24 protein-coding genes and 1 tRNA gene are annotated in these 24,688 nt (G+C 66.8%); 11 read left to right on the top strand and 14 right to left on the bottom strand.

Translation table 11 applies throughout. The annotated features are described in order from the left end of the window. Positions 1-7: 7 nt before the first annotated feature. Genes FO044_RS00900 through FO044_RS00880 form a run of 5 tightly spaced genes read right to left on the bottom strand, consistent with a single transcriptional unit; the run spans position 8 to position 4,750 of the window. On the bottom strand, positions 8-1,174 hold the full coding sequence (locus tag FO044_RS00900) for an acyltransferase family protein (RefSeq protein ID WP_412917612.1): 1,167 nt from the start codon (positions 1,172-1,174) through the stop codon (positions 8-10). Continuing rightward, a complete protein-coding gene (locus FO044_RS00895; protein WP_132992813.1) occupies positions 1,171-1,785 on the bottom strand; it encodes a response regulator transcription factor in 615 nt (204 codons plus the stop codon). Before FO044_RS00895 ends, FO044_RS00900 begins: the two co-directional genes overlap by 4 nt. Beyond that, positions 1,782-2,960 (bottom strand): sensor histidine kinase, encoded by a 1,179-nt coding sequence (locus tag FO044_RS00890; protein WP_132992812.1) that lies wholly within the window; start codon positions 2,958-2,960, stop codon positions 1,782-1,784. The genes FO044_RS00895 and FO044_RS00890 overlap by 4 nt, the downstream gene beginning before the upstream one ends. Positions 2,961-2,972: 12 nt before the next feature. Further along, positions 2,973-3,755: an ABC transporter permease gene (locus FO044_RS00885; RefSeq protein ID WP_132992811.1), complete on the bottom strand. Its 783-nt coding sequence runs from the start codon at positions 3,753-3,755 to the stop codon at positions 2,973-2,975. A 44-nt stretch (positions 3,756-3,799) separates the two neighbouring features. Then, complete coding sequence (locus FO044_RS00880; protein ID WP_186290568.1) at positions 3,800-4,750, bottom strand: ABC transporter ATP-binding protein; 951 nt, start codon at positions 4,748-4,750, stop codon at positions 3,800-3,802. A gap of 176 nt (positions 4,751-4,926) precedes the next feature. Here FO044_RS00880 and FO044_RS00875 point away from each other — a divergent pair, with 176 nt between their 5' ends. The 3 genes from FO044_RS00875 (at position 4,927) to FO044_RS00865 (ending at position 8,356) form a co-directional block, all read left to right on the top strand. Further along, positions 4,927-6,192, top strand: a complete 1,266-nt coding sequence (locus FO044_RS00875; protein ID WP_132992810.1) for a helix-turn-helix domain-containing protein — start codon at positions 4,927-4,929, stop codon at positions 6,190-6,192. Between the two features lie 132 nt (positions 6,193-6,324). Beyond that, positions 6,325-7,848, top strand: a complete 1,524-nt coding sequence (gene exaC / locus FO044_RS00870) for an acetaldehyde dehydrogenase ExaC (RefSeq protein WP_132992809.1) — start codon at positions 6,325-6,327, stop codon at positions 7,846-7,848. Between the two features lie 85 nt (positions 7,849-7,933). Further along, positions 7,934-8,356: a DUF779 domain-containing protein gene (locus tag FO044_RS00865; protein WP_132992808.1), complete on the top strand. Its 423-nt coding sequence runs from the start codon at positions 7,934-7,936 to the stop codon at positions 8,354-8,356. Positions 8,357-8,466: 110 nt separating this feature from the next. On the opposite strand, the gene FO044_RS00860 is transcribed toward FO044_RS00865, so the two are convergent. Next, positions 8,467-9,489: a YeiH family protein gene (locus tag FO044_RS00860; RefSeq protein ID WP_132992807.1), complete on the bottom strand. Its 1,023-nt coding sequence runs from the start codon at positions 9,487-9,489 to the stop codon at positions 8,467-8,469. A 118-nt stretch (positions 9,490-9,607) separates the two neighbouring features. On the opposite strand from FO044_RS00860, the gene FO044_RS00855 reads away from it, so the two are divergent. Continuing rightward, positions 9,608-10,522, top strand: a complete 915-nt coding sequence (locus FO044_RS00855; protein ID WP_132992806.1) for a LysR family transcriptional regulator — start codon at positions 9,608-9,610, stop codon at positions 10,520-10,522. After that, positions 10,519-11,124: a class I SAM-dependent methyltransferase gene (locus FO044_RS00850; RefSeq protein ID WP_235831386.1), complete on the top strand. Its 606-nt coding sequence runs from the start codon at positions 10,519-10,521 to the stop codon at positions 11,122-11,124. Before FO044_RS00855 ends, FO044_RS00850 begins: the two co-directional genes overlap by 4 nt. A gap of 34 nt (positions 11,125-11,158) precedes the next feature. Here FO044_RS00850 and FO044_RS00845 read toward each other — a convergent pair whose 3' ends face one another. Beyond that, the gene (locus FO044_RS00845; RefSeq protein WP_132992805.1) at positions 11,159-11,914 is read right to left on the bottom strand and encodes a LysR substrate-binding domain-containing protein; all 756 of its coding nucleotides are present in this window, start codon (positions 11,912-11,914) and stop codon (positions 11,159-11,161) included. Between the two features lie 64 nt (positions 11,915-11,978). On the opposite strand from FO044_RS00845, the gene FO044_RS00840 reads away from it, so the two are divergent. Continuing rightward, on the top strand, positions 11,979-12,368 hold the full coding sequence (locus FO044_RS00840; RefSeq protein ID WP_132993409.1) for a DUF5997 family protein: 390 nt from the start codon (positions 11,979-11,981) through the stop codon (positions 12,366-12,368). Between the two features lie 114 nt (positions 12,369-12,482). On the opposite strand, the gene FO044_RS00835 is transcribed toward FO044_RS00840, so the two are convergent. Beyond that, the gene (locus tag FO044_RS00835) at positions 12,483-13,394 is read right to left on the bottom strand and encodes a D-isomer specific 2-hydroxyacid dehydrogenase family protein (protein ID WP_132992804.1); all 912 of its coding nucleotides are present in this window, start codon (positions 13,392-13,394) and stop codon (positions 12,483-12,485) included. A 206-nt stretch (positions 13,395-13,600) separates the two neighbouring features. On the opposite strand from FO044_RS00835, the gene FO044_RS00830 reads away from it, so the two are divergent. The 3 genes from FO044_RS00830 to FO044_RS00820 are packed head-to-tail and all read left to right on the top strand — an operon-like array spanning position 13,601 to position 17,032. Then, positions 13,601-15,163 (top strand): NAD(P)/FAD-dependent oxidoreductase, encoded by a 1,563-nt coding sequence (locus FO044_RS00830; protein WP_132992803.1) that lies wholly within the window; start codon positions 13,601-13,603, stop codon positions 15,161-15,163. A gap of 18 nt (positions 15,164-15,181) precedes the next feature. After that, entirely contained in the window at positions 15,182-16,411 is a 1,230-nt protein-coding gene (locus FO044_RS00825) for a hypothetical protein (RefSeq protein WP_132992802.1), read from the top strand. A gap of 12 nt (positions 16,412-16,423) precedes the next feature. Next, positions 16,424-17,032, top strand: coding sequence for a TetR/AcrR family transcriptional regulator (locus FO044_RS00820; RefSeq protein ID WP_132992801.1), 609 nt, complete (start codon positions 16,424-16,426; stop codon positions 17,030-17,032). 103 nt (positions 17,033-17,135) lie between these two features. Here the strand turns inward: FO044_RS00820 and FO044_RS00815 are convergent, their stop codons facing one another. Then, complete coding sequence (locus tag FO044_RS00815; RefSeq protein WP_132992800.1) at positions 17,136-18,542, bottom strand: amidohydrolase; 1,407 nt, start codon at positions 18,540-18,542, stop codon at positions 17,136-17,138. A 256-nt stretch (positions 18,543-18,798) separates the two neighbouring features. On the opposite strand from FO044_RS00815, the gene FO044_RS00810 reads away from it, so the two are divergent. Next, complete coding sequence (locus FO044_RS00810) at positions 18,799-18,981, top strand: hypothetical protein (RefSeq protein ID WP_132992799.1); 183 nt, start codon at positions 18,799-18,801, stop codon at positions 18,979-18,981. A 6-nt stretch (positions 18,982-18,987) separates the two neighbouring features. Here the strand turns inward: FO044_RS00810 and FO044_RS00805 are convergent, their stop codons facing one another. The 5 genes from FO044_RS00805 to FO044_RS00785 all read right to left on the bottom strand — a co-directional run bounded on the left by FO044_RS00805 (position 18,988) and on the right by FO044_RS00785 (position 23,551). Then, on the bottom strand, positions 18,988-20,088 hold the full coding sequence (locus FO044_RS00805) for an LLM class flavin-dependent oxidoreductase (RefSeq protein ID WP_186290567.1): 1,101 nt from the start codon (positions 20,086-20,088) through the stop codon (positions 18,988-18,990). Between the two features lie 102 nt (positions 20,089-20,190). Continuing rightward, positions 20,191-21,237: an ABC transporter substrate-binding protein gene (locus FO044_RS00800; protein ID WP_132992798.1), complete on the bottom strand. Its 1,047-nt coding sequence runs from the start codon at positions 21,235-21,237 to the stop codon at positions 20,191-20,193. A 104-nt stretch (positions 21,238-21,341) separates the two neighbouring features. Further along, complete coding sequence (locus FO044_RS00795) at positions 21,342-22,121, bottom strand: ABC transporter ATP-binding protein (protein WP_132992797.1); 780 nt, start codon at positions 22,119-22,121, stop codon at positions 21,342-21,344. Positions 22,122-22,148: 27 nt separating this feature from the next. Then, the gene (locus FO044_RS00790; protein WP_132992796.1) at positions 22,149-23,036 is read right to left on the bottom strand and encodes an ABC transporter permease; all 888 of its coding nucleotides are present in this window, start codon (positions 23,034-23,036) and stop codon (positions 22,149-22,151) included. A gap of 430 nt (positions 23,037-23,466) precedes the next feature. Further along, a tRNA-Ser gene (locus FO044_RS00785) sits at positions 23,467-23,551 on the bottom strand. A 161-nt stretch (positions 23,552-23,712) separates the two neighbouring features. On the opposite strand from FO044_RS00785, the gene FO044_RS00780 reads away from it, so the two are divergent. Beyond that, a complete protein-coding gene (locus FO044_RS00780) occupies positions 23,713-24,678 on the top strand; it encodes an NAD(P)H-quinone oxidoreductase (protein ID WP_132992795.1) in 966 nt (321 codons plus the stop codon). The last annotated feature ends 10 nt before the right edge of the window (positions 24,679-24,688 follow it).

Raw genomic sequence — 24,688 nt, 5'->3', positions numbered from 1 at the left:
GGCCATGCTACCGGCGCGATGGGGCATCCGAACCATGAGAACCTCGCCACAACGGCGCCGTGACGCGATGCAGCACCCACGCCGCGGGAATCGAGAACGCCGTGGTCACCACGAACGCCACTGCCAGCGATCCCGAGAACACCTGGTAATCGAGCAGATCCATGACGAGTTCGAGCACCATGACGTGAACGAGGAAGAACTCGTACGATATTTCTCCCAGCCACACCATCGGCGAGCTGCCGCAGAACCGCTGCCACAGATTCTCGGACCCATCGGTTTCGTCGTGACCGGATTCTGCGGTTCGGCCGCCGCGCACTGCGAGAGGACCGATGAGGCCGACCGCCGTCACCAGGTAGAGCCCGTGTTTGACGATCGCAGCTCCCGGATCGTCCGGCACGATGGTCGCCTCGCCGGCGAATGCCCCCGCCGACGCCAGGAAGGCCGCAGCGGCGATGAGGACACTCGGAACCGCGGGCCAGGACCGAACCAGCCGAGCGCACACGGCGAGCAGCATTCCGGCGATGAACCAACTCGCGAACGCCGGTGCCCAGAGCCGTGCAGTCGGATCGACGTCGCCGCCGTGGACGGCGATCGTCCACACCGGCGAGACGATCAGCAGGCCGCCGAGCGCCACGATCAGAAGGTCTGGGCGCCACCGGTCGCGACAGACGTATCGCGCGAGCGGCCATGCGATCACCGGCAACGCCACGTAGTAGACGACCTCCGCCGCCAGACTCCACATCTGGGTGAGGCCGGTGTGCAGATGCCCGACGCCGTACACCTGGGTCAAGGTGACGTTCCGGAAGAAGCCGGACCAACCCTGTCCGAGAGTCGACGCATCGGTTCGGACCAGGAAGATCAGGTACACCGCGGCCACCGTGATCACGTACGCGGGCATGATGCGACGGACCCGGTGCCACGCGTACCGGGGCAGACGCGGATAGGTGCCGCGTTCCTCGTTCAGTGACCGCACCCATGGCCGGAACAGCAGATACCCGGACAGCACGAAGAAGATCGTCACGCCCACTTCGAAACGGCCGAGCAGTCTGCCGACGTAGTCGTCGGTGTAACCGCCGGTCCAGAACGCGGCATGAGTGAGACACACGGTGACCGCCGCGATGGCCCGGATGCCGGTCAGGGACCGAATCCGGTGCCCGCCGACGGGCGCAGTCAGATCCAGCCCCGTTCGTGTGCGACCCGTGCGGCCTCGGCCCGCGTCGAGGTGCCGGTCTTGCCGATGGCCGACGAGAGGTGATTGCGAACGGTGCCCTGCGACAGGTGCACTGCTCCGGCGACCACCGCGACCGTGCCGCCGGAGAGCGCCGCCCGCAGCACGTCCGCCTCGCGCGGGGTCAGCGGATTGTCGCCGGTCGTCAGGCTCTCGGTGGCGAGCATCGGATCGACCACCCGCAGGCCGGCGTTCACCCGTCGCACCGCGTCGGCGAGTTCGGCGGCCGGGGTGTCCTTTACGACGAATCCCGATGCGCCGGCATCGATCGCCCGACGCAGATAGCCGGGTCGGCCGAATGTGGTGACGATCAACGACCGTACGGCGGGCAGCTCACCGGTGAGTCGCCGTACCGCTTCGATCCCGTCGGCCCCGGGCATCTCGATATCCAGCAGGCAGACGTGCGCGCCGGCGAGTCTGGCGGCTTCGACCACCTCGTCACCCCGCCCCACCTGCGCCACCACCCGAAGGTCTGATTCCAGGTCGAGAAGGGCGGCGAGCGCACCGCGCACCAGTGCCTGGTCGTCGGCCAGCAGCAGCCGGATCTCGTCGCTCACCGGTCCATCCCACCATCCACCGCGGTGTCGCTGCTTGCGGGCATCACGACCGACACCGCAGTGCCGGTCGCGGCCGAGTCGACGGTGAGCCGCCCGCCGGCATCGGTCACGCGCTCGGAGAGGCCACGCAGACCGTTGCCGTACACGAGCAGCGGCGAGCCCGTGCCATTGTCCCAGATGCGGATCGTCCTACCGTTCACGCGCACCTCGCATCGCTGTGCGCCGCTGTGCCGGACGACGTTGGTGACCGCTTCCCGGAGCACCCAGGCGAACAGCACGGAATGCGGCGTATGCACGTCGCCGGGGTCCGGCACGTCCGCCTCGATCCCGGCCGCCGACAACGCGCTCGCCGTCGACACCAGGCCACTGCGCAGGTCCGGCGTCCGCAAGCGGCCGACCGTCGACCGGATCTGCACGAGCGCGTCCCGGGTCAACTCGTTCACCTCGGCGATCTCGGCTTTCGCCCGATCTGGATCCAGGTTGATCAACTTTCCGGCGAGCTCGGTCTTGACCGTGATGACGGTGAGCGAGTGCCCGAGGATGTCATGCACGTCGCGCGCGACGCTCTCGCGTTCGGCGACCACCGCCAACTCGGCGTTCAGCTCACGCTGCCGCTGAACCGCCTCATCCTTCGCCGCTTCACGCTCCTGCAACGCGCGCATCGCGATCATGGTGACGCCGACGGTGATCATGATGGCGACCACCCCGAAATCCAGCTCCCAGCCGAAGATCTCGGGAATCGCCCAGGCCGCGAAGACGAGCAGCACGATCAGTACCGCGTGCAGGCGCCGAGCCGCGACGAAGGTGATCATCGCCATCAGGAACGGGGTCAGACCGAAGGCTCCGACCTGTATGACGGGGAGCAACGCGACAGCGATCGCTCCGAGGACGAGCGTGACGGTCCACCTCGTCCGCCTCCCGCGGCGATCAGCGGAGGACGGCGGTCCGCCCATGAACAGCACACAGGCCGCGAAGTAGACGATCGCGAACGCGGCGATGAGTGCGAACCCCAGACCCTTCACCGCGGCCGAGCGGTCGAGACCCGCCACCGACATGATCGGGAACCCGAGAAAGATCAGCCACACCGCGCCGAACGCCCAGCGCCACTGGCGCCAGGGCATCCGCTCGTCGTTCCTGATCCGGGAGATCAGACCCCGATCGAGGACTGCGTTCATTCGAGTCCTTCGCTACTGGCGGTTGCTACTGCGAGAGTAGAAGATCGCCGCGCTCACAGCGAAGATCGATGCCCACACCGCGACGTTGACGATCATCACCCACAGGCCGATCTGGGTGCCGTGAACGGTTACCCCGTGGTCGAGCGGGTAGCGGGCCAGCGACACCACCCCGAACATCGGGGTGAACTGGGCGAGCTGCAGCATCGCACCGCTGAGGGGGACGAACACGTTGCCGGCGAACGCTAGCAGTGCGAGCAGTCCGCCGAGCACCTGCATGGCGCCGTCGGACCTGAGCACGCTGCCGAGCCCGAGCCCGAGTGCCGCGAACACCGAGGATCCGAGCCAACCTACGCCGAGACACGCGACCCACGTTCCGATCGGTGCCGTCGCACCGGTCGCCAGCCCGACCACGATGAGAATCACGACGGGCAACGCGCTCATGACGAGCGCCAAGGCGATCTTCGTCGCCACATAACCGCTCGGCTTGAGCGGCGTCATCATCAGGGTCCTGGTCCAGCCCGCCTGCTGCTCGATGGCGACCGACGCCGCGTTCGAGGCAGCTGACAGGATCGCGCCGTACACGGCCATGCCCACCAGCACGTAGAAGGCGACGTTGCCGTTGCCGACCGAATCCTCATTGTTCTGGGTGGCACCGAACACCGCGTAGAGGAGAGCAGGCATCGCGACGGTGAAGATCATCGCCCGCCGGTTACGCATGACCCGCCGGACGTCGTACCGGAGGTAGGCAGGTGCGACGCCTGCGCCGGACGGGGCGGGTGCGTTGGTGACAGTCATGTCAGAGACCTTTCGGGGTTGTCGCGGAAGGTGGCCCAGCCGATTCAAGAGCCGGCGGTGAGAGTGCGGAAAGCGTCCTCGAGGGCGCGGCCTGCGACCTCGACCTCGCGGGCCCGAGTGCTGATCAGGAGATGCCGCGCGAGGGCGTCGGAGTCGGCGAGCGACAGGTGGATCCGGCCGCCGCGTCGTTCGCGAACCTCCAGGTCGGGGAACACGCGACGCAGGGCCGGTATCGCATCGTCGCCGAGCACCGCGGACACGATGCGCTTGCCGGCGCGCGTCCGGATCTCCGCGGTCGACCCGTCGGCGACCACCCGGCCGCCCGCGATCATCACGATCCGGTCGGCGAATGCGTCCGCTTCCTCGAGGTAGTGCGTGGCGAAGACGACCGTCCGTCCGCGCTGGGCGTCGGCGCGCATCGCGGCCCAGAACGTGTGGCGCGATTCGACGTCCATGCCTGCGGTCGGCTCGTCGAGCACGATCAGATCCGGGTCGGGCAGCAGTGCGAGGGCGAACTTGAGGCGCTGCTGCTCGCCGCCCGAGCACCGGGACACCTTGCGCTCGGCGAGGTGCGCGATGTCGGCGCGCAGCATCACCTGGTCTGCGTCGACGGTCCGATCGTGCAGTGAAGCGATCACCCCGACGGTCTCGGCGACGGTGAAATCGTCCATCAGCCCACCGGTCTGCATGACCGCGGCGATGCGCCCGGCGCGGGCAGCGGACCGCGGCGACCGCCCGTAGACGCGGACGTCACCGGAGTCGGGAGCCGACAGTCCCAGCACCATGTCGAGGGTCGTCGTCTTACCGGCGCCGTTCGGTCCGAGGAACGCCACCACCTCGCCGGGATGGACGGTCAGGTCGATTCCCTTCACCGCCTCGACCCGGGCACCCCGCCCTCCCGGAAAGCCCTTGGTCAGCTCGATCATCTCGATCGCGGGTGCGGTCAGGGCGCCCCGGGGATCGGTGTCTGCGACTCTCGCGCCTGTGGATTTCATGCCGGTGAAGTTCATGTCATCGACGTTTCCGCTTATCGGTGTCGCGAACCCAGCGCAGATGTCACCACTTCCCCATGACGTGTGTCATGGGGAAGTCCTCCATCACAGTTCGTCGCACGTATGCGACACATCACTTCCATTTGGCACAATCGACGACAAGGGCAAGCGGAGGATCGATGAGAAACCGGAAGTTGGTGACTGCGCGGGTTCGCGACGCCTACGAGCAGTTCCTGTCCGGAGCCACCCCGCCCGACGGATCGGTCCGAAGCCTGGTCAGCGAGTCGTGGGCGAGATCTCTCGACAGGGGAATCGACCCGGACGACGCGGCGACCGACCCACGCGAGTCGGAGATCATGTCCGACGCCGACTTCCACGCGTACCGGTCCGAGCACCTCTTGGCGCGGGTCCGACCGCTGATTCAGTCGCTCATGCTCGACGACATCTCCGACTCCGGTGTGGTCGTGGCACTCGCCGACCGCAATGGCAGGCTGCTGTGGGTGGACGGCGATCGGTCGGCCCGCAGCAAGGCAGCCAAGATCAGTTTCGCCGAGGGGACCGTGTGGAGCGAGGACGCGGTCGGCACCAACGCGCCCGGCGTCGCACTCGCCCTCGATCGCAGCGTGCAGATCTCCGGCCCGGAGCATTACGCGGGTCCGGTGCAGAAGTGGAGCTGCACCGCTGCGCCGGTCCACGATCCGACCAGCGGGGACCTCATCGGGGTCATCGACGTGACCGGTGGTTCGGCGGCGGCGAATCCGTTCGCACTCACTGCGGTCCGGTCGGTGGTGGCAGCGGTGGAACGCGAATTGGCTTCCCACGCAGTCGATCTGTCGCCGGCCGGACGGGGCACCACGACCCCGGACACCCGATTGCAAGTACTGTCCGCCGACCCGACGTGGCGTGTCCCCAACCGCCCGCCGAAGCCGCTCAGCCCCCGGCATGCGGAGATCCTGCTGCTTCTGCACGCGCACCCAGCGGGACTGCGAACCGAACAGCTCGCCGATCTCCTCTCCGACGAGGACCTCGGCGCGGTCACCGTCCGCGCCGAGATCTCCCGACTGCGGCGCGACGTCGGCGACGTCGTCGCCTCCCGCCCGTACCGACTGATCCACGACGCGGCCGCCGACGTCGACGAGGTGCGGACGGCGATCGTCTCCGGTGATCCGAGGCAGGCCATCCAGATGTTCGGCCGCGGCGGACTGCTCGCCGATTCGATGGCGCCCGGCGTCACCGATCTGCTCGATGACCTGCGGGAGAGCCTGCGGGCAGCGGTGTTCGCGAGTGGCGATCTAGCGGCGTTGCAGGCGTGGGCGTCCTCACCGCACGGCGCGGACGACTTCCAGGCCTGGACCACCCTGCGAGAGTCGCTGCCGTCCGGGGCGCCCGAGGCGGCGATCGCCGCCGGCCGCGTACGGCTTCTCAATCGCCGTTTCGGCGCCTGACTCCGGCTCTCCGGGCCATCTCGGCCCAGTCCCGACGAACCCGCAACGGTGCAACGTGACTGCAACCATAGTGATCCTATGGTGTGGTTCACATCACTTCGATCCACGCACACGATTCTGAAGGAGTCAGAGATGACCGTCTACGCCAAGCCCGGTACCGAGGGCGCGATCATGAGCTTCGAGTCGCGCTACGACAATTGGATCGGCGGCAAGTGGACTCCGCCCGTCAAGGGCCAGTACTTCGAGAACCCCTCGCCGGTCGACGGCCAGGTGTTCTGCGACGTCGCACGGTCGACCGCCGAGGACGTCGACCTGGCTCTCGACGCCGCACACGCGGCGGCACCTGCTTGGGGCAAGACCTCGGTCGCCGAGCGCGCGGTGATCCTGAACAAGATCGCCGACCGGATCGAGGAGAACCTCGAGAGGATCGCGGTCGCCGAGTCGTGGGACAACGGCAAGGCCGTTCGCGAGACCCTCGCCGCCGACATCCCACTGGCGGTCGATCACTTCCGCTACTTCGCCGGCGCGATCCGCGCCCAGGAGGGAGGCATCTCGGAGATCGACCAGGACACCGTCGCTTACCACTTCCACGAACCGCTGGGCGTCGTCGGCCAGATCATCCCGTGGAACTTCCCGATCCTGATGGCCACCTGGAAGCTCGCGCCCGCACTCGCTGCGGGTAATGCCATCGTCATGAAGCCCGCCGAGCAGACCCCTTCGTCGATTCTGTACCTGATGAGCCTCATCGGCGACCTGCTGCCCGAGGGCGTGCTCAACATCGTCAACGGCTTCGGCGTGGAAGCCGGCAAGCCACTCGCGTCGAGCCCGCGCATCCGCAAGATCGCGTTCACCGGCGAGACCACCACCGGCCGGCTCATCATGCAGTACGCCAGCGAGAACCTCATCCCGGTCACGCTCGAACTGGGCGGCAAGAGCCCGAACATCTTCTTCGACGACGTCATGTCGGCCGACGACGGCTACCTCGACCGCGCACTCGAGGGCTTCTCGATGTTCGCCCTCAACCAGGGCGAGGTCTGCACCTGCCCGAGCCGTGCGCTCGTCCAGAAGGGCATGTACGACGACTTCTTGGAGAAGGCCGTAGCCCGCGTGAAGGCGATCAAGCAGGGCAACCCGCTCGACACCGACACCATGATGGGTGCTCAGGCCTCCAACGATCAGTGGGAGAAGATCCGGTCGTACCTGTCGATCGGCAAGGAGGAGGGAGCCAAGATCCTCACCGGCGGCGAGCCTGCCGATCTCGGCGGCGACCTAGCCGGCGGCTTCTACATCCAGCCCACCGTCTTCGCAGGCGACAACAAGATGCGCATCTTCCAGGAAGAGATCTTCGGTCCAGTGCTGTCGGTCGCGTCGTTCTCAGACTATGAGAATGCCATCTCGATCGCCAACGACACCCTCTACGGACTCGGCGCAGGCGTGTGGAGCCGTAACGGCGCCGTCGCCTACCGCGCGGGCCGCGACATCCAGGCCGGGCGCGTGTGGACGAACACGTTCCACGACTACCCGGCCCACGCGGCGTTCGGCGGCTACAAGCAGTCAGGCGTCGGACGAGAGAACCACCTGATGATGCTCGGGCACTACCAGCAGACCAAGAACCTCCTGGTCGGCTACGCACAGAGCGCCAAGGGCTTCTTCTAGAGATGCCCGCGCACTGAAAACCTCTCCCGGACCGGCATTCCCGGTCCGGGAGGGCACCACATCACCGCAGCGAGAGGAGTCGGCGATGAGTCATCCAACAGCCCCGGAACGGGTGACCGCGACCGAATCCGCGGTGGCGCTCCTGACGAAACTGTCGGAGTTGCACGGCGGTCTCATGATTCATCAGTCCGGTGGATGCTGCGACGGGTCGGCACCGATGTGCTACCCCGTCGGCGAGTTCCGCGTCGGTCAGCGCGACGTCCTCGTCGGCGAGGTGGCGCTGCCCGATCCTCTTCCGGCAGTTCGCATCTGGATCGGCGGTGATCAGTTCGAGGCATGGAAGCACACGCAGCTGATCGTCGACGTCGTAGCGGGCCGCGGAGCGGGCTTCTCACTGGAGGCACCGGAAGGCGTGCGTTTCCTGTCCCGGTCACGCGCGTTCACCGACGATGAGAACTCATTGCTGGCCGACGCGCCACCGCAGACCGGCGCCGATCTCGACGACTGAGTCCACCTCTGCGTGCAGCGCTGCGCCGACTCCTCGCTGCAGCGTCAACTGAGGCGGCAAGTACGCACCCTGGGGCGGCGGCCAAGATTCGCGCGGGGTGGTCGGCCCGTTCATGCGACGACCAGCACCCCACCCAAGGCGATCGACGCGACGAGGACAGTGGCCGATGCGGCCAGGGCGAACGGCCGCGCGCCCACCTTGCGGGCGAGGTCCAGCTTCACTCCGGTCCCCAATGCGAACATCGCCGCAGTCAATGCGATCACCTGCACCTCGCGGCCCACCGCCAGCCCTACGTCGGGGACCAGGTCCGCCGAGCGCAATGCGACGCAGCCGAGGAATCCGATCACGAACAACGGTACGAGCGGTGGCCGCCTGCCGCCGTCGCCGTCGCTGTCGCCGACACCCACGGAGTTCCGCCTGCGGATGCTGATCACCGCGAGGACAGGCGCGAGCAGAATGACGCGCGCCAGCTTCACCACTACCGCGACGGCCAGCGCACCGCCGCCGATCATCCCGCCCGCGGCCACCACTTGGGCGACCTCATGGATGGATCCGCCCGCCCACATCCCCGCCTGCTCGTCGGACAGACCGATCAGGTGCGCGAGCGGCGGCACCGCCAGGAGCATCAGCGTTCCGAATACCACGACGCAGCCGACAGCGGTTGCGACGTCCTCGTCCTCGGCGTCGATGACGCCGTCCACCGCTGCGACCGCCGCCGCCCCGCAGATCGAGCTGCCGCATGCGATCAGCAGGCGTTGAGCCGGCGGAATGCCGAGTAGGGATCCGATGCCGAGAGTGCCGAGGATCCCGCCCGCAACCACCGCCACCACCACGGCGATCATCGCGGGCCCGAGTCCGAGGATGTCGCCGAGGACCAATTGCAGACCGAGCAGCGCCACCCCGATCCGCAGCACCGTGGTGGACGCGAATCGCAGCCCCGGTCGGACCGCGTCGGGCAGCGTCATCGTATTGGCGCACACCGCTCCGAGCAGGATCGCCACGAGAAGCGAGCTGACGGCGGGCAGCAGTGCGTTGACGCAGACGGCGATGAGGGTGCCCGCTGCGACGAACCCGACGCCAGGCAGGACGGACCGCACGGCGGCCGGAGCACGGCGTTCACGCTGAAGGGTCATGCCTCCACCCTCGACGGGTTCCGTCACTCGCGGAACCCAGCTTCGGTATATGGCGACATATCATGTTGATATGCGTTGTGACGCGTGGAGCAGGAGCTCCGCGGGCTAGGGTCGATGCATGGATGTGCGTTCACTCGATCTCGGCGCCCTCGAGTTACTCGTCGGAGTCGACGATCAGGGCAGTCTGAGTGCCGCCGCCCGCGCCGCCGGCACCGCGCAGCCGAACGCGAGCCGGTCGATTGCGCGACTGGAGCGGCAGCTCGGCGTCTCGCTGATCAGGCGGACGACGGCAGGTTCCACGCTCACGCCGCAGGGCACCGTCCTGGTGCACTGGGCGCGCCGGATCACCGGCAGTGCCTCCGAGATGCTCGACGTCGCGGCCGGTATGGCAACCGACCACACCGCGGAACTGACGATCGGCGCATCGATGACCGTCGCGGAGCACCTGCTGCCCCGGTGGCTGGGAACATTCCGCTCGCGATTCCCGGAGGTCACTGTCCACCTGCGCGTGCAGAACTCGTCGACGGTCTGCGTCGCGGTGCAGAACGATGCCTGCGACATCGGGTTCGTCGAGTTCCCGGCCATACCGTCCGCGCTGTGCAGCAGTGTCGTCGCACGGGACCGACTGGTGCCGGTGGTGCCGCCCGCACACCCTTGGGCACGCCGCCGAAAGCCGGTGCACGCCGCCGAACTCGCCGGCACTCCCCTGCTCGTGCGCGAACCGGGATCGGGAACGCGCATCACCCTCGACGATGCGCTCGCGAGCTACTCGCGAGCCGATCCGATCCTGGAATTGGGCAGCAGCGCCGCCATTCGCACATCCGTGGCCGCCGGCGTCGGTCCAGCCGTCCTCAGTACCCTCGCGATCCGCGACGACGCGGCATCCGGTGCAGTGCGTGTGGTCGACGTGGAAGGTCTGGACCTGAGTCGGAAGCTGCGTGCCGTGTGGCGACCTCCACGCGAACTACGCGGTCCGGCCGCGGAATTGATCCGGATCGCACGCAAGGACGCAGGTGCAGGAGCTTTCAGTTGAGTGTTCAGCCGGGCTACGACGCCCTCGCCCCGATGTACGCGGAGCTGTTCACCGGGCCGTTCGAGTCTCCACTCGAGCGCGCTGCTGTCGACGCGTTCGTCCACGGCGTCCTCCCGGTCGGCACGACGGTGGTCGACGTCGGATCCGGCATCGGACACGTAACGGCACACCTGAGCAGCGCCGGACTCTCCGTGATCGGTGTGGAACCCAGCAAGGGCATGCGGTCGATCGCGCAGCGCATGCACCCCGATCTCGTTTTCCACGATGACGACGCGCACTTGCGCACCGTCGACCTGTCCGCGGCCTCGGGAATCATCGCCCGTTACAGCCTGATTCACGTGAAACCCGACGACGTGCGAGAAGTGCTGGCGGGCTGGGCTTCCCGGTTACCGACAGGCGCAGTGGTATTACTCGCCGGACAGTCGGCCGACGAGCCGGGCGTGCACGAGTTCGATCATGCAGTCGCCCGCGCCTGGCGCTGGCACCCGAATGCGATCGGCGACGCCCTCCGCGATGCCGGGTTCATCGAGGACTGGCGCACGATCAGCAGGCCCGACGAGAAGCACCGGTTCCCGGAGTTCCACGTGTGCGCGGTGCGGTGACGCCCCAGCACGATCCCGGTGGTGAGATTCCCGATCAGCGCGACCGGCGGGGCCGTTGGGGCCGCTTGCCCTTGCCCGGGATCTTCCCGGCTGCTTCCCTCGACGCGCGTTTCGCGGCCGCCTTCTCCTTAGCCGTCCGTTTCGGCGCAGGCTCCGCATGTCCGCGTGACGAGTTGGGTTTGCGGCCGCGCACGATGCCGATGAACTCATCGGCGAGTTCGGACGTCGGCTCGGGCCAGAGCAGACCCACCGTGCTGGTCGGCGCGTCGATGACGGGACGGTAATCGAGATCGCGGCGATGGTGCAGCCGGGCGAGCGACTGCGGGACGAGCAGCAACCCGATGCCCGCTGCGACCAGTTCGATGGCCTCCCCCGTGGTCTGCGGACGGTGGTCGACCGGCGCCCCGAGCCGCTGCGCCCCAGCGAGCGGCTCGTCGAGCGGCCACAGGAACATCTCGTCGGTCAGGTCAGCGAGCGTGAGCTCGTCGCCCGCGGTGAGCAGGTGATCCTTCGGGACGACGACCACCGTCGTCTCCTCGTACAAGGTGATCGTGTGGTGAGCTCCCGGATCCGCGTGCGCGAACGCATCGGGCAACCGGGTGATCGCCATGTCGACAGCACCATCACCGATGACGGCCGCAGTCTCGGCGACCGGCGTCGCGACCAGTTCGAGCCGTACCTTCGGTCGGCGCCTACTCCAGATGCGCGCCCATTTGGCCGGAGTAGCTCCCGGCACATAGGCGAGACGGAACACCGATCCGAGCTGTTCGGCGTCGTCGGGCGAGGTCACGCCCTGAGGCTACCGTCCGATACGCGGTACTCCCCTATACCCTGGATGCATGAGCTCGCAGTCGATGAAACCGGCCACCGCCGCCAAGAAGCTGGACGTCTACCTGCCGGCGACACCCGCCGAGTTCCGCGAGGGCTCCATCAGCCGTGCGGAACTGACCGCGCTGCAGAACGAGCCGCCGGAGTGGCTGCGCGATCTGCGCGCCAACGGGCCGCACCCGAAGAACCTGGTCGCAGGCAAACTCGGCATCTCGAATTCGGGTCTGCTCCGGGGCGAGATCACCGACCCGCTGACGACCGAGCAGATCGAAGCACTTCTCGCCGAGATGCCCGAGTGGCTGGAGGCCGAACGCGCAACCCACGTCCAGGTGCTCCGCGAGCAGCGGCGCGTGAAGTCCCTGCACGCCGACCGTCGGCGCGAGCAAGAGCAGACGGACGACCACACGGACGAGTGATCAGCGGCGCCGTACCACGACGGTCCCGTCCAGAATTCCCCGCTCAGCTCCGGTAACGCCCTGACAGCGCTGACGGCGCTGAGCGGGGAAAGTTACGCGCCGAACGGGATGCGCTCAGTAGTCCCGGTCCGGATCGACGAGCGCCATCAGCTCCTCACCTGCTGCGAATCGCCGCAGATTATCGGTGAGGAACGGTGCCATCTCCCGCGTCAGCCCGCTCGCCGGGTTCGCGACGTGCGGCGTGATGACCACGTTCGGAAGGTCGTAGAGCGGGTGATCCTCCGGCGGCGGCTCGGGATCGGTGACGTCCAGCGCGGCACCACCGATCACCCCATCGACGAGGGCGCGATGGAGGGCTTCCTCATCGATCAGCGGCCCGCGGGCGATGTTGACGACCCACGAGTGCGGCTTGAGCAGCGCCAAGGTGCGGTTGTTCATCAGGTGATGGGTCTCCGGGGTGTCCGGCGCCGCGAGAACCACATGGTCGCTCTCGGCTAGAACCTCGTCAGTCCGATCCCACGAGACGGTCCGGTCCGCTTCCTCCAACGGCCGACCCGACCTGTTGACGGCGATGACCGTCGCACCGCACGCCTTCAGCCGCGGAGCCAGTTCGCGGCCGATACCGCCTGCCCCGACGATCGAGACTGTCGCGCCTCGCAGGGTGAGCACCGATGTGTCGATCTCGTCCTTGGCCCACCGAGTGCGGGCCGCCTTCACGATCTGCCGCGTGCCGGCCAGTAGAAGTCCGAGCGCGTGCTCTGCCACGCCTTCCGCGTAGAACCCGGACGCATTGGTCCACGTTCTGCGGCCGTCGAGGGTTCCGGCCTCGACGAATCGCTCGATCCCGGCGGTGCTCAGCGCGACCCATTCGACACCATCGGGCAGGTCGGGAAAACCGTCGGGGCCGCCGATCCACACGAGCACACGGGCGTCGGCCAGGTCGGTCACCTCGCCGCCTGCCTGTTTCACCGCATCGACGATGTGGCTGTCTTCGGTGGGTCCCACGGCGACGTTCAGTGCGGTCATACCGCCATGTCTATCAGGCCCCCGGCCCGTCTACATGCGGCCGGCGAATGCGCGAAGCGACTCCCGCGGTAGGTACTGCTTAGCGCGCCGCACTCATCCGCCACTCCGATTCCGTAGGCCGATTCCGCGTCACCCCTTGACGTGACCTGCCCTACCTCTTACGGTTTGACACCATACATAAATCGTATGACGTAATAAGGACGAACATGAAACTGGGAAACCGTGCAGTAGTCCTGGGCGGCAGCATCGCCGGAATGTGCGCCGCCGGGGTCGCCGCCGACTACTTCGATGAAGTGCTCGTCGTAGAACGCGACGACCTGCCCGAGGATGCGGAGCATCGTCGTGGCGTGCCGCAGAGCAAGCATCCGCACTTTCTGCTGAACTCCGGTCGACGGGCTCTGGACCACATCTTCCCCGGATTCGAGGACGCGCTGATCGATGCAGGCGCTCTGCACATGATGCCGTCCCAGGCCGCAGCCCACTGCGAAGGCGCAGGCTGGATTCCTCGCGGCGAGAGCACCATGTCGATGGTCTACTCATCACGCCTGCTGATCGAGCGGACGCTGCGCGCCAGAATGGCCGGCGTTCGCAACATCGGAGTCGAGGAAGGCGTGAGCGTCCTCGGACTCGAGTTCGCAGGCGAACCCCGCGACGACGGCCGGGTGACCGGCGTCTGGGTAGCCGGCGGTGAAGACGGTGGTCACCGACTCATCGAGGCCGACCTGGTGATCGATGCTCTCGGGCGCGGTTCGGCCGTGGCCGATTGGCTCGCGAAAGCCGGCTGGCCGGAGGTTCCGGTGCAGTCCCTCGACGCCGGCGTCACCTACTCGTCACGCTGGTATCAAAAGCCCACCGACCTGCCTGAGCACTGGTGGTGGGCGCAGATGTCGGTGATGCCGACGGCGAACACCGCGCCGCATCCCATCGAGCACGACTTCCTGTGCCAGATCTTCCCCATCGAGCACGACCGCGTACTGGTGACCATGGGGTCCTGGGGGCATCCGATGCCTCGGGAGGAGGACGACTTCCTCGACTCGGTCCACAAGGTGCGGGCGCCTGCATTCGGCCGCGCCGTCGATCTGTGCGAACCGATCTCCAAGGTGTTCGTCACCAAATCCACCGGCAACCGGCGGCGACGGTACGACCGGCTCGACAATCCACCTGCGGGACTGATCGTGACCGGAGACGCAATCTGCGCGTTCAATCCGTTCTATGCACAGGGCATGAGCTCCGCAGGTAAATCGGCGCTGCTGTTGGAGCGGAAACTGATGCAGGCAACAGCGATCGACCGGCACTTCACAGCGGAGTTCTTCGCCGACCAGCGCGGCCTCCTCGACGACATCTGGACGCTGGCACTGGCGCGCGATCAAGGCTACGAGAACGCGAAGGGCACCGAACTGCCCCCACGGTGGCGTCAGCAGTTGGCCTACCGCGGGGCGTGGCCGATCTTCAATCACATCTCCGCGACCACGCGTGAGGACAAGGCTGTCGAAGAGCACTTCACAGCGGTGTTCAATCTCGAGGAGTCGGTCACCGAGATGGTGAAGAGCCCGCGGGTCCTGCTCGGTTTCCTCTGGTACGGCGTGAAACGACTGCTGCACCGGACCACCCTGCCGATGGGGTTCGACGCGCAGATGGATCCGCCGTCCGAGATCTGGAGCGACGGCAGCCCGCGGCCGGGCGGCAGAGCCCAGGTGATCGGCAAGCAGGCCGGCACACAGGCGACCACGTCGGGCGCCGACGACCCGAACCTCGCCGTGCAGGCCTGACCCGAGAGGACCACCCGGATGGCCATCTGCGACGCCGGAGACCCCGCATACGTCGTCACGCGCTACCTCGGCTTCGTCTGCGAGGACGCGAACCCGTTTCTGACCCTGCGGAATCCGTTCGAACTCGAGAACTGGACGCTGCCCGTCCTGGAGTTCACCATCATCCTGGGCGCCGTGCTCGCCCTGGTCCACGCCATTCGCCGCCTCCGCAAGGACGGCGACCCCACCAACCTGGCGCTGTGGGTCGGGTCGCTGGTCTACCTGTTCATCATCGAACCGCCGCTGTACTTCCCGGAATGGTTCGGCATGCAGGACGCGATGGGCTACATGTTCGCCCACAATGTCTTCACTGTCGAGTTCATGTACGACCGGCTACCGCTGTACATCGTCTGCTTCTATCCGGCGATGAGTCAGGTGGCCTACGAGGTGGTCCGATCGCTGGGCTTCTTCGACGGCGGCAGATGGTCCGCACTGCGCGGTTCACTCGTGGTGGCTCTGGTGTATCAGACCTTCTACGAGATCTTCGACCAGCTCGGCCCCCAGCTGAAGTGGTGGGAGTGGAACGTCGACGAGCCCTTCTACGACGCTCCGCCCGGAGTGCTGGGCAACCCCTCAGCCGTGCCGCTCCTCGACTCGGTCCCGTGGAGCAGCGTATGGCTGTTCGCGACGGTGTCCTTCGCCGTACTCACCTTCTGCTGCGTGCTTCTGGTCAAGAATCCGACCGCTGCCGGAAGGTCGATCCGCGGCTGGTCGTTGACGTGGCGGATCGTGGTCGCCGGAATGGTCGCCGTCATCTCTATGCCGCTGATGTCGATCACCACGGCGATCTTCGGCCGCGGAGAAGATGCCAACACCACGGCGCAGACGGTCGTCTTCGCCGTTCAGGTCTTCGCGGTGTGGGCCGTCGGACTGTGGTTGGTCGCGCGGCAATGGGTCCGATTACGCTCCGAGCCGCACCTCTCGACGCAACCGGCCATCGAGGCGTCCAGGTTCCTGCGGTTCTTCCCGTGGTTGTTCCTCGCAGTGCACGCGATTCTCTGGATCGTTTCTCTCCCAGCATATTTCGATGCTGTGGACGGCGTGACCGCGTCCGACGCATCGCCGTCCGGCGGCACCCCCACCGGCAACCTCGTCTATACGATCGGCTGTTTCGCAGTCGCGGCCGGATTCCTGACGCTTGCGTGGCGTCAGAGTCGGAGGCGCCCGAACGACGTCCGAACGCCGGAATCCGACTACGCCGCCATGTGAGAGCATGAGGCCGTGAGGACCCGTGGCTGGCAGGGGAACCTGCCACAAGATGCCGATGAGGCCCAGGCACGCATTCTGCAGGCCGCCTCACGGTGCGTCGAGCGATTCGGATTGCAGAAGACCCGACTGGCTGACGTAGCGGCCGAAGCCGGCGTAACCCGGCAGACCGTATATCGCTATTTCTCATCGGTCAACGAGATGCTGTCGGCGGTGGCCGCAGCCGGCGCCGACGACTTCCTCGATCGGATGGGCAATGCGTTGGGATGGGTGCGCACAGCCGATGACGCGATCACCGAGACCATCATCTACTGCCTTCACGCATTGCCCGACGAGCCTGCCCTCGGCCTGATGCTTCGGCTCGGCGAGACCGAGTTCTTCACCCGGGAGGCCACCTCGTCCAGCGCGGTGGCGCTCGGTGCCGAGATGCTGCGCCGTCTGCCGGTGGACTGGCCTGCCGAAGGCTACGACGAGTCGGCACTCGACGGGCTGGCCGAGATGGTCATGCGAACGTGGCTGAGCTTTCAGCAGTACCCGAATCATCCACCGCGGACCGACGACGAACTGCGGACCTTCATCCGTGCCTGGGTGTGCCCGCGCACGCCGCCGACAGACGGCCGATAGCCACGCGCGGACCGGCGCAGGTGCGACGATCCTTACAGAATCAGAATCCGGGTCGCGATTCCGTGATCCCCGCGGGTGCAGTCGTCACGAACCCCCGGTCCAGCTATGTGAGGTACGCCGACGCGGCAGCGACTGCCGCCTCCGTTCCGGTGCGGATCGTCGGCTCCAGCGCCGGCGCGAACTTCGGACTGTGATTGGCCACGGTGGGAGTGCCCGGCAGAAACCCACCGGCTCCCCAGAAGGTGTACGGCACACCGAAGGCCTCCGGGATCACGCTGAAATCCTCCGAAGCCGGTATCGGCGCCAGCTCGTGCACTCGCTCGTCGCCGAATGCCTGCCGAAAAGCGCCCGTCACCGCTTTCGTCGTCCCGTCGTCGTTAACGGTCAGCGGAAACGACGACTGCGTTTCGAACAGCGGTTCCTTCGGCGAACCGGACGTCTCGCATTCGCCCCGAACGATCCTGTGCACCGCCTTCAGGATCGTGTCCCGGACGGCGAGATCGTATGCGCGGATGTTGAGCATCAGTTCCGCCCGGTCGCTGATGACGTTGGGCGCCGTACCCACATCGATCTGCCCCACCGTCACGACCCCGAAATCGCCCGGCGCGATCTCCCTCGACACGATGCCCTGCAAGCGCAGGACGATCGACGAAGCCAACACAGCAGGGTCTACGCCCTTATTCGGCATCGACCCGTGCGCCCCCTTACCGAAAACCGTCACCTTGACCACGTCACCGGCGGACAGCACCGCCCCGGCCCGCGTCGCGACATGGCCCGAGTCCGGCACGGACAGCACATGTTGCGCCAAGCAGACGTCAGGCCGGTCGGCGCCGATCTTTGCGACGAGGCCGTCGTCGACCATTGCCTGCGCTCCCTTGCCCGTCTCCTCGCCCGGCTGGAAAAGGCCCAGGTACGTACCCGACCACTCACCCTTGTTCTTCACCAGCAACGCCGCTGCGCCGAGCCCCCATGCGACGTGCGCATCGTGACCGCAGGCATGCATCTTCCCTGGTTCCTGGGACGTGTATTCCAGCCCGGTCTGCTCCGTGCCGGGCAGCGCATCCATATCCGCTCGATAGAGGACCTTTCGTCCGTCACCGTTGCGAATGATGCAGACGACCCCTCCGCCGATCTCGAGCACATCGTCGACGCCGATCTCCTTGAGCTTGCGGACGATCTTCGCTGCGGTCCGCGCCTCATCGGGCCACACATCCGGGTGCCGGTGCAGGTCCTTGTAGAACTCCTCCTGCCACACTTGCGTTTCGTCGATTCCGGCGGTGAGCTTGCCCAGAGCCGCCGAATTCGCAGATGAGCCGGACAGCGGGGTGCTCGCGCTGGCGCCCGAACCGGCTCCCGGCTGTCGTTTCGGCGCGCACGCCGTGACGACGGCCGCCGCAGCGAGACCACTGATTCCGGCGAGGATTCGGCGACGTGGGATGACTTTCGGCACCAGTGCCGCTTGGCCCCAACCGCACGTCTCGGCATCCGACGGCGGCTTGAATTCATGCATTTCGACTGGCCCTCTCATCGACTGGGCACCACAGGACGAGGACGACAGTACCGCCGACGAAAGCGCAGATCAGACGTTGTCGGCAAGGTCCGTTCCGTCCCATCTACCGGACGCCCCGACCGCCCATCCAGGTCAGCGCACGAGGGCCGACTGTTCAGTCGAGCGACTCAACGACGGCGCACCACCCACGCCGGCCGGGCGACTGTCGACAAGGGGCGGCACGAGTAGTAGACCGGACCTTGGAGGGGGTGGCGACATGACGCACAAGACCCCGGACCAGCTCGCCCGCGGTGACCGCATCCTCCTCGATGGCCGCACCAGCACGGTCCATTCGTGCGTGTTCTCCAGTGCTTACGGCTGGCGGCTGAACGCGGTCGCTGTTGACGGTGAACGCATCTCACTCCACGTGCACGTCGCCGATCACTTCGAACTCGTATGAGACCGGTCAGGCCTGCGCCGTCCAGAGCTCACGTCGTTGCAACTCGGGGAGCACCCCTTCACCGAACCAATACGCCTCCTCGAGGTGTGGGTACCCGGACAGCACGAACTCGCTGATGCCGATCTCCCGGTACTTCTCGATGAGGTCGGCGATCTCCGCATAGGAGCCGACCATCGCGGTTCCCGCACCGCCGCGGACCAGGCCGACACCTGCCCATAGGTTCGGATACACCTCCAATTGGTCCACCCGCCCGCCATGCAGTTCACGCATGCGCCGCTGGCCTTCCGATTCGGAGCTCTTCATCGCGGCTTGCGCACCCTCTACGGCGCCCTCGGGGATGGCCTCGATGAGGCGGTCCGCCTCTCGCCACGCCGCCTCGGAGGTGGCTCGGGCGATGGTGTGCAGCCGAATGCCGAACCGCAGTTGACGGCCGTGCTCGGCGGCCGCCTTCTCTACACGGACGATCTTCTCTGCGGCCGCCTCGGGAGGCTCACCCCATGTCAGATACACATCGGCGTGCTGTGCTGCGACGTCGATCGCGGCCGGCGACGACCCACCGAAGTAGATGTCGGGCACCGGATCTGGCAGCTCACCGAGCTTCGCATCGGTGACGGACAGATGCTCGCCGTCGAATGTGACGCTCTCCCCCGCCCACAGCCGTCGCACGATTCCGAGGAATTCACCGGTGCGCCGATACCGCTGTTCCTTGTCGAGGTAGTCGCCGAACATCTGCTGCTCGGCGGTCTCCCCACCGGTGACCACGTTCAGCAGCAGTCTGCCGTGCGACAAGTTCTGGAACGAGGCCGCCATCTGCGCGGACAGGAACGGGGTGGCGGCGCCCGGACGGAAAGCGACCAGGAACTTCAGCTTCCGCGACACGCTGCTGATCATCGCGGTGGTGATCCACGCGTCGTTGCACCACGAACCGGTCGGCGTCAACGCCGCCTCGAAGCCGAGTTGCTCGGCACTGCGGGTGATCTGGCTCAGATACTCGACCGACGCCGGCCGCCCCGGATTCTCGACGGCGACGCCTGGCCCGCCGCCGATCACGTCGCGGCTGTCGCCGCCGTTGGTCGGCAGATACCAGTGGAACTTCAATTCACTCACAGAACACTTCCTCGATTCATGGCGGATCCGGCGCCGCCGAGTCTCGCTCGCCGGCCGGTCTTACTGCGGCCTTGCTACGTACGGGCCTGGTGACGCTTTCTGTCAGGGCTTGCCGACGAACGGCTGCACCACGTCGTTGTAGCGCTGGTCCACGTAGTCCGCGAACTGCGGATTTCCTTCGATCTGACCGGCCTCGATGAACGCGTCGGCGACGGTCTGCTCGGACTCGACAACACGGTCGTCGAGCGTGATGGCGGTCCTCAGCGAACGATCCTGGGCACTCTTCGCGGCCTGCGGGGCGATCCCGACAGCCTTCGCATAGGCCGCCGACCACAGCTCGGGGTTCCGCTTCGACCAGTCGCTCGCTTTGGCGATCCGGATCACAAGGTCCTTGATAGCCGTGTTCCGCTTGCCGTCATCCAGCGCCGAGGTCGCAGCCACACCGAATCCGTATCCGTTCAGGACGCCCTGACCAGTTGTGATGGTTCTGACGTCCGGCGACATCTGAGTGATCGCGGTGTACGGATCCCAGATCGCCCACGCGTCGACATTGGCGCTGGTGAACGCCGATTGAGCGTCAGCGGGCTGCAGGAACACCGGGGTGACGTCCTCGCCGAGTCGCAATCCGGCCTTCTTCAGCTGCAGAAGCAGGTGGGCGTGCGCAGAACTCCCCTTGCCGACAGCCACCTTCATGCCGCGCAGGTCACTGACCGACTTGATGGGGCTGCCCTTCTTGGTCAGGATCGCATCGCCTGTCGCACTGTTGTTGTACGCGGAGACGATCTTGATCTTCGCGTTCGACGCGGCGCCGAAGATCGGTGGAGTGTTCCCGGTGACCGCGAAGTCGATCTTCCCGGCAGTAGCTGCCTCGATCTGGGGCGGGCCGGATGTGAAGGTCGAGAACTTGACCTTGTACGGGGTGTCCTCGAGCTGGCCGGCCGCGCGCAACAACGACTCGGTGCCGCCCTTCTGATCGCCGACCTGCAGGGTCAGCCCCGCGAGATCGGAGGGATTCACGATCTCGTTGGCAGCCGCACCGCTTCCGTCCTCGCGGCTCACGCATGCAGAGGCGGACAGCAGCACTGCGGCCGCTGCGGTGAGTGCTGCCAGTGCAGTGGGGAACCGGCGTCGAGTGGTGGCATGCGTCATGGGAGATGTCTTTCGGATACATAGGAGTGAGAATTCCGGGGAGTGAGAATTCCGGGGAGTGAGAATTCCGGGCAGTGAGGGTTCTGGGTAGACCCGGGCAAGGTTCAGGCTTCGTCGAGCGCTTCCAGAAGCTCGTCGCGCAAGCATGCATGCTGCTCTGCACTCGGCTCGCTCGGTCCGCTGCCGACGCCGCCTCGGGGTCGGGGCACCTGAACCTGGTGCACGATCCGGCCGTCCGCGAGGACGGCGACCCGATCAGCGAGGACGAGCGCCTCGTCGACATCGTGAGTCACCACGAGCACACCGAATCCGTGACGCCGCCACAGCGACAGCAGCAGCCGATGCATGGTCGCGCGGGTCAACGCATCCAAGGCGCCGAACGGCTCATCGAGCAGCAGCAGCTCGGGATCGCCGACCAGTGCGCGCGCCAGCGACACACGCTGCGCCTGCCCGCCGGAGAGCTGTCCGGGCCACACCGACGACTTGTCCGCGAGACCGACCTCGGCGAGGGTCGTTTCGGCGCGCTCGGCCGCCTCGGCCCGACGCACCTTCGTCCGGATCAGTCCGTGCGCGACGTTCTGTCGTACCGTCCGCCAGGGGAACAGCCGCGGCTCCTGGAAGGCGACGGCTGGCGCGCCGGACGTGCGGACCGTTCCGGCCGACGGCGACGCGAGCCCGGCGAGCAGCCGCAGAAGCGTCGACTTACCGGAACCGCTGCGCCCGATGAGGGCGACGATCTCCCCCTCTGCCACCCGCAGGGTGGTTCCCGAAAGCACGACGTTCTCGCCGTAGGTGAGAGTGACATCGTCGGCTTCTGCGGCGTACGAGCGCGCGGTATCGGGATCGGTGTGCTTCTCGGCGATGGGGGCCAGCGTGATTGTCATGGAGGTTCCTTACGGTCTGCAGGAGACTCAGCGTCGTACCTGGTAGCGGGTGGTGTAGCGCTCGAGTGCGCGGACGATGACGTCGGTGATCAGGCCGAGCGCCGCGTAGACGATGAGCCCGAAGAAGACGACGTCGGTGCGGAGGAAGTCGCGGGCGTTGTTGATCAGGTATCCGAGCCCGGAGGTGGCCGCGATCTGCTCGGCGACGATCAAGCTCAGCCAGGCGATCGCCAAGGACTGGCGCAGGCCGACCAGGATCTGCGGCGCGGCACTGGGGATCACCAGGTCGCGAATCCTCTGCCAGCGGGAGAACCCGAGGACTCGGGCGTTCTCGACCAGCTTCTGATCGACCTGCCGAATAGCCGACGAGGTGTTCAGATACAGCGGGAACACCGCCCCCAGAGCCACCAGCAGCACCTTCGGGGTCTCGTCGATCCCGAACCACAGAATGAACAGCGGGATGAGACCGAACAGCGGAAGCGCACGCACCGCTTGCATATTCGGATCGATCACCGCGTCCGCGATCCGGCTCAGCCCGACGATCAGCCCGAGACCGACACCCACGAGGATGCCGATCGCCAGTCCGATCAGGACACGTTGGCCCGAGGCGGCGATCGCGGCGGTGAGGTCGCCATCCTGGAATTTCTCCCAGCCCGCATCGATGATGACCGACGGCGCGGGCAGTTTGTCCTGCGGGAGGACGCCCAGTGCACTGCCGAGTTGCCATAAGCCGAGTACAGCGAGTGGTGCTGCGATTCGGACAGCGGTGAGGGTCCGGTTGCGGCGGACACGACGCCGCTCGGCAGCGGATGGTCCGAGATCCTTCTGCGGCCCATAGGCGTTCGAGGTTGCGTTGCCGGCATTCGGGCGCTGACGAAGGGCCTGTGCCGGTTCTGGAGTGATGTGCGTGGTCATAACGCAGCCCAGTGTTCATCCGGCCGGACGAAGCCGGAAGTGTTCCGGTCACTGCGCGCGAAAGGACGGCGAGCACTCGTCGTGCTGCTACGAGCGACGAGGCCGGCGGGTCGGAGGGAGATCGTTCGCCCGCCAGATGGCCGACGATCGGTGCGCGCGTTGAGAAGCTGATTTCGACTCGGTCGTCGCTTCGCTCCGCCCGGCTCAATCATCGAGTGGGCCGGAGCCGAGGGAGACAGGGCTCCCGACGGTTCAGCCAGCCGCCCCCGACGATTCGACCTTCTCGATGGTTGAGCGAGCCGCTGCCGACGGTTGGCGCGCGACCTTCTCGATGGTTGAGCCGCGACCGAGGCGATAGCCAAGGACGCGAGTCGAAACCGAAACGAGCCGCAGCACCGCCATGTGAACGGTGCTGCGGCCCATCTGAGGGCGGAAGCGGAGGGATTTGAACCCCCGGAGGTTTTACCCTCGCTCGCTTTCAAGGCGAGTGCATTCGGCCGCTCTGCCACGCTTCCCTAGCGCACCAGGCTAGCGCACAGGTGCGGCGGCCCGTCCGACGCCCGGCGCCGCCGGACTGCGCCACCGCCACGGATCGCCGACCTGCGGTACCGGAAACCATCCACAGGCGTCAGCTGCGCCGGATGCCACGACCCGCGATCGGTGGAACACTGGAGACATGCGCGCGATTCTCGGATCCGAGCCCCTCGAGATCTCCGACCAACCCGAGCCCACCCCCGCGGCCGGCGAGGTGGTCATCGACGTCGTCGCCGCAGGTGTGAACCGGGCCGACATCCTGCAACGGTCGGGGAATTACCCACCGCCGCCCGGCGCATCCGAGGTGCTCGGCCTCGAGGTCTCCGGCACCGTCTCGCAGATCGGTGACGGCGTCTCCGGCTGGTCGATCGGCGACCAGGTGTGCGCGCTCCTCGCAGGCGGCGGCTACGCCGAGAAGGTCGCGGTCCCGGCGCCGCAGGTGATGCGCATTCCGAAAGGTGTGGATCTCGTATCTGCCGCAGCACTTCCCGAAGTGGCGTGCACCGTCATGTCGAACGTCGTCCTCACCGGCAACCTCTCCCCCGGCGAACTGCTCCTCGTCCACGGCGGAAGCAGCGGAATCGGCACACACGCGATCCAGGTCGCTCATGCCGTGGGTGCACGCGTCGCGGTCACCGCACGCAACCAGGCCAAACTCGACCGCTGCGCAGAACTCGGCGCCGACATCACCATCGATTACACGTCACAGGACTTCGCCGAGATCATCGGCGAACAGGGCGGCGCCGACGTCATTCTCGACATCATCGGCGCCAAGTACCTGGCGTCGAACGTCCAGGCTCTGGCGACCGGTGGGCGGCTCGTCATCATCGGGATGCAGGGCGGAGTGAAGTCCGAACTCAACATCGGCGCGCTCATGACCAAACGTGCCGCCGTAGTCGGCACCACGTTGCGGTCTCGGCCGGTGAGCGGCCCGGGGTCCAAATCGATGATCGTCACCGAGACGGTCGCTCGCACCTGGCCGCTCATCGCGAACGGTGCCGTGCGGCCGATCGTCGACTCGACCTTCCCCCTCGCGGAGGCGGATGCGGCCCATCAACGGCTGAACTCCGGCGACTCGATCGGCAAGGTTCTGCTCACCGTCGACTGACTGCTCAGCT

Source organism: Gordonia zhaorongruii, from assembly GCF_007559005.1.
Lineage (GTDB): Bacteria > Actinomycetota > Actinomycetes > Mycobacteriales > Mycobacteriaceae > Gordonia > Gordonia zhaorongruii.
The sequence above is the reverse complement of the archived record's forward strand: the minus strand, read 5'-3'. Positions and strand labels throughout refer to the sequence as shown.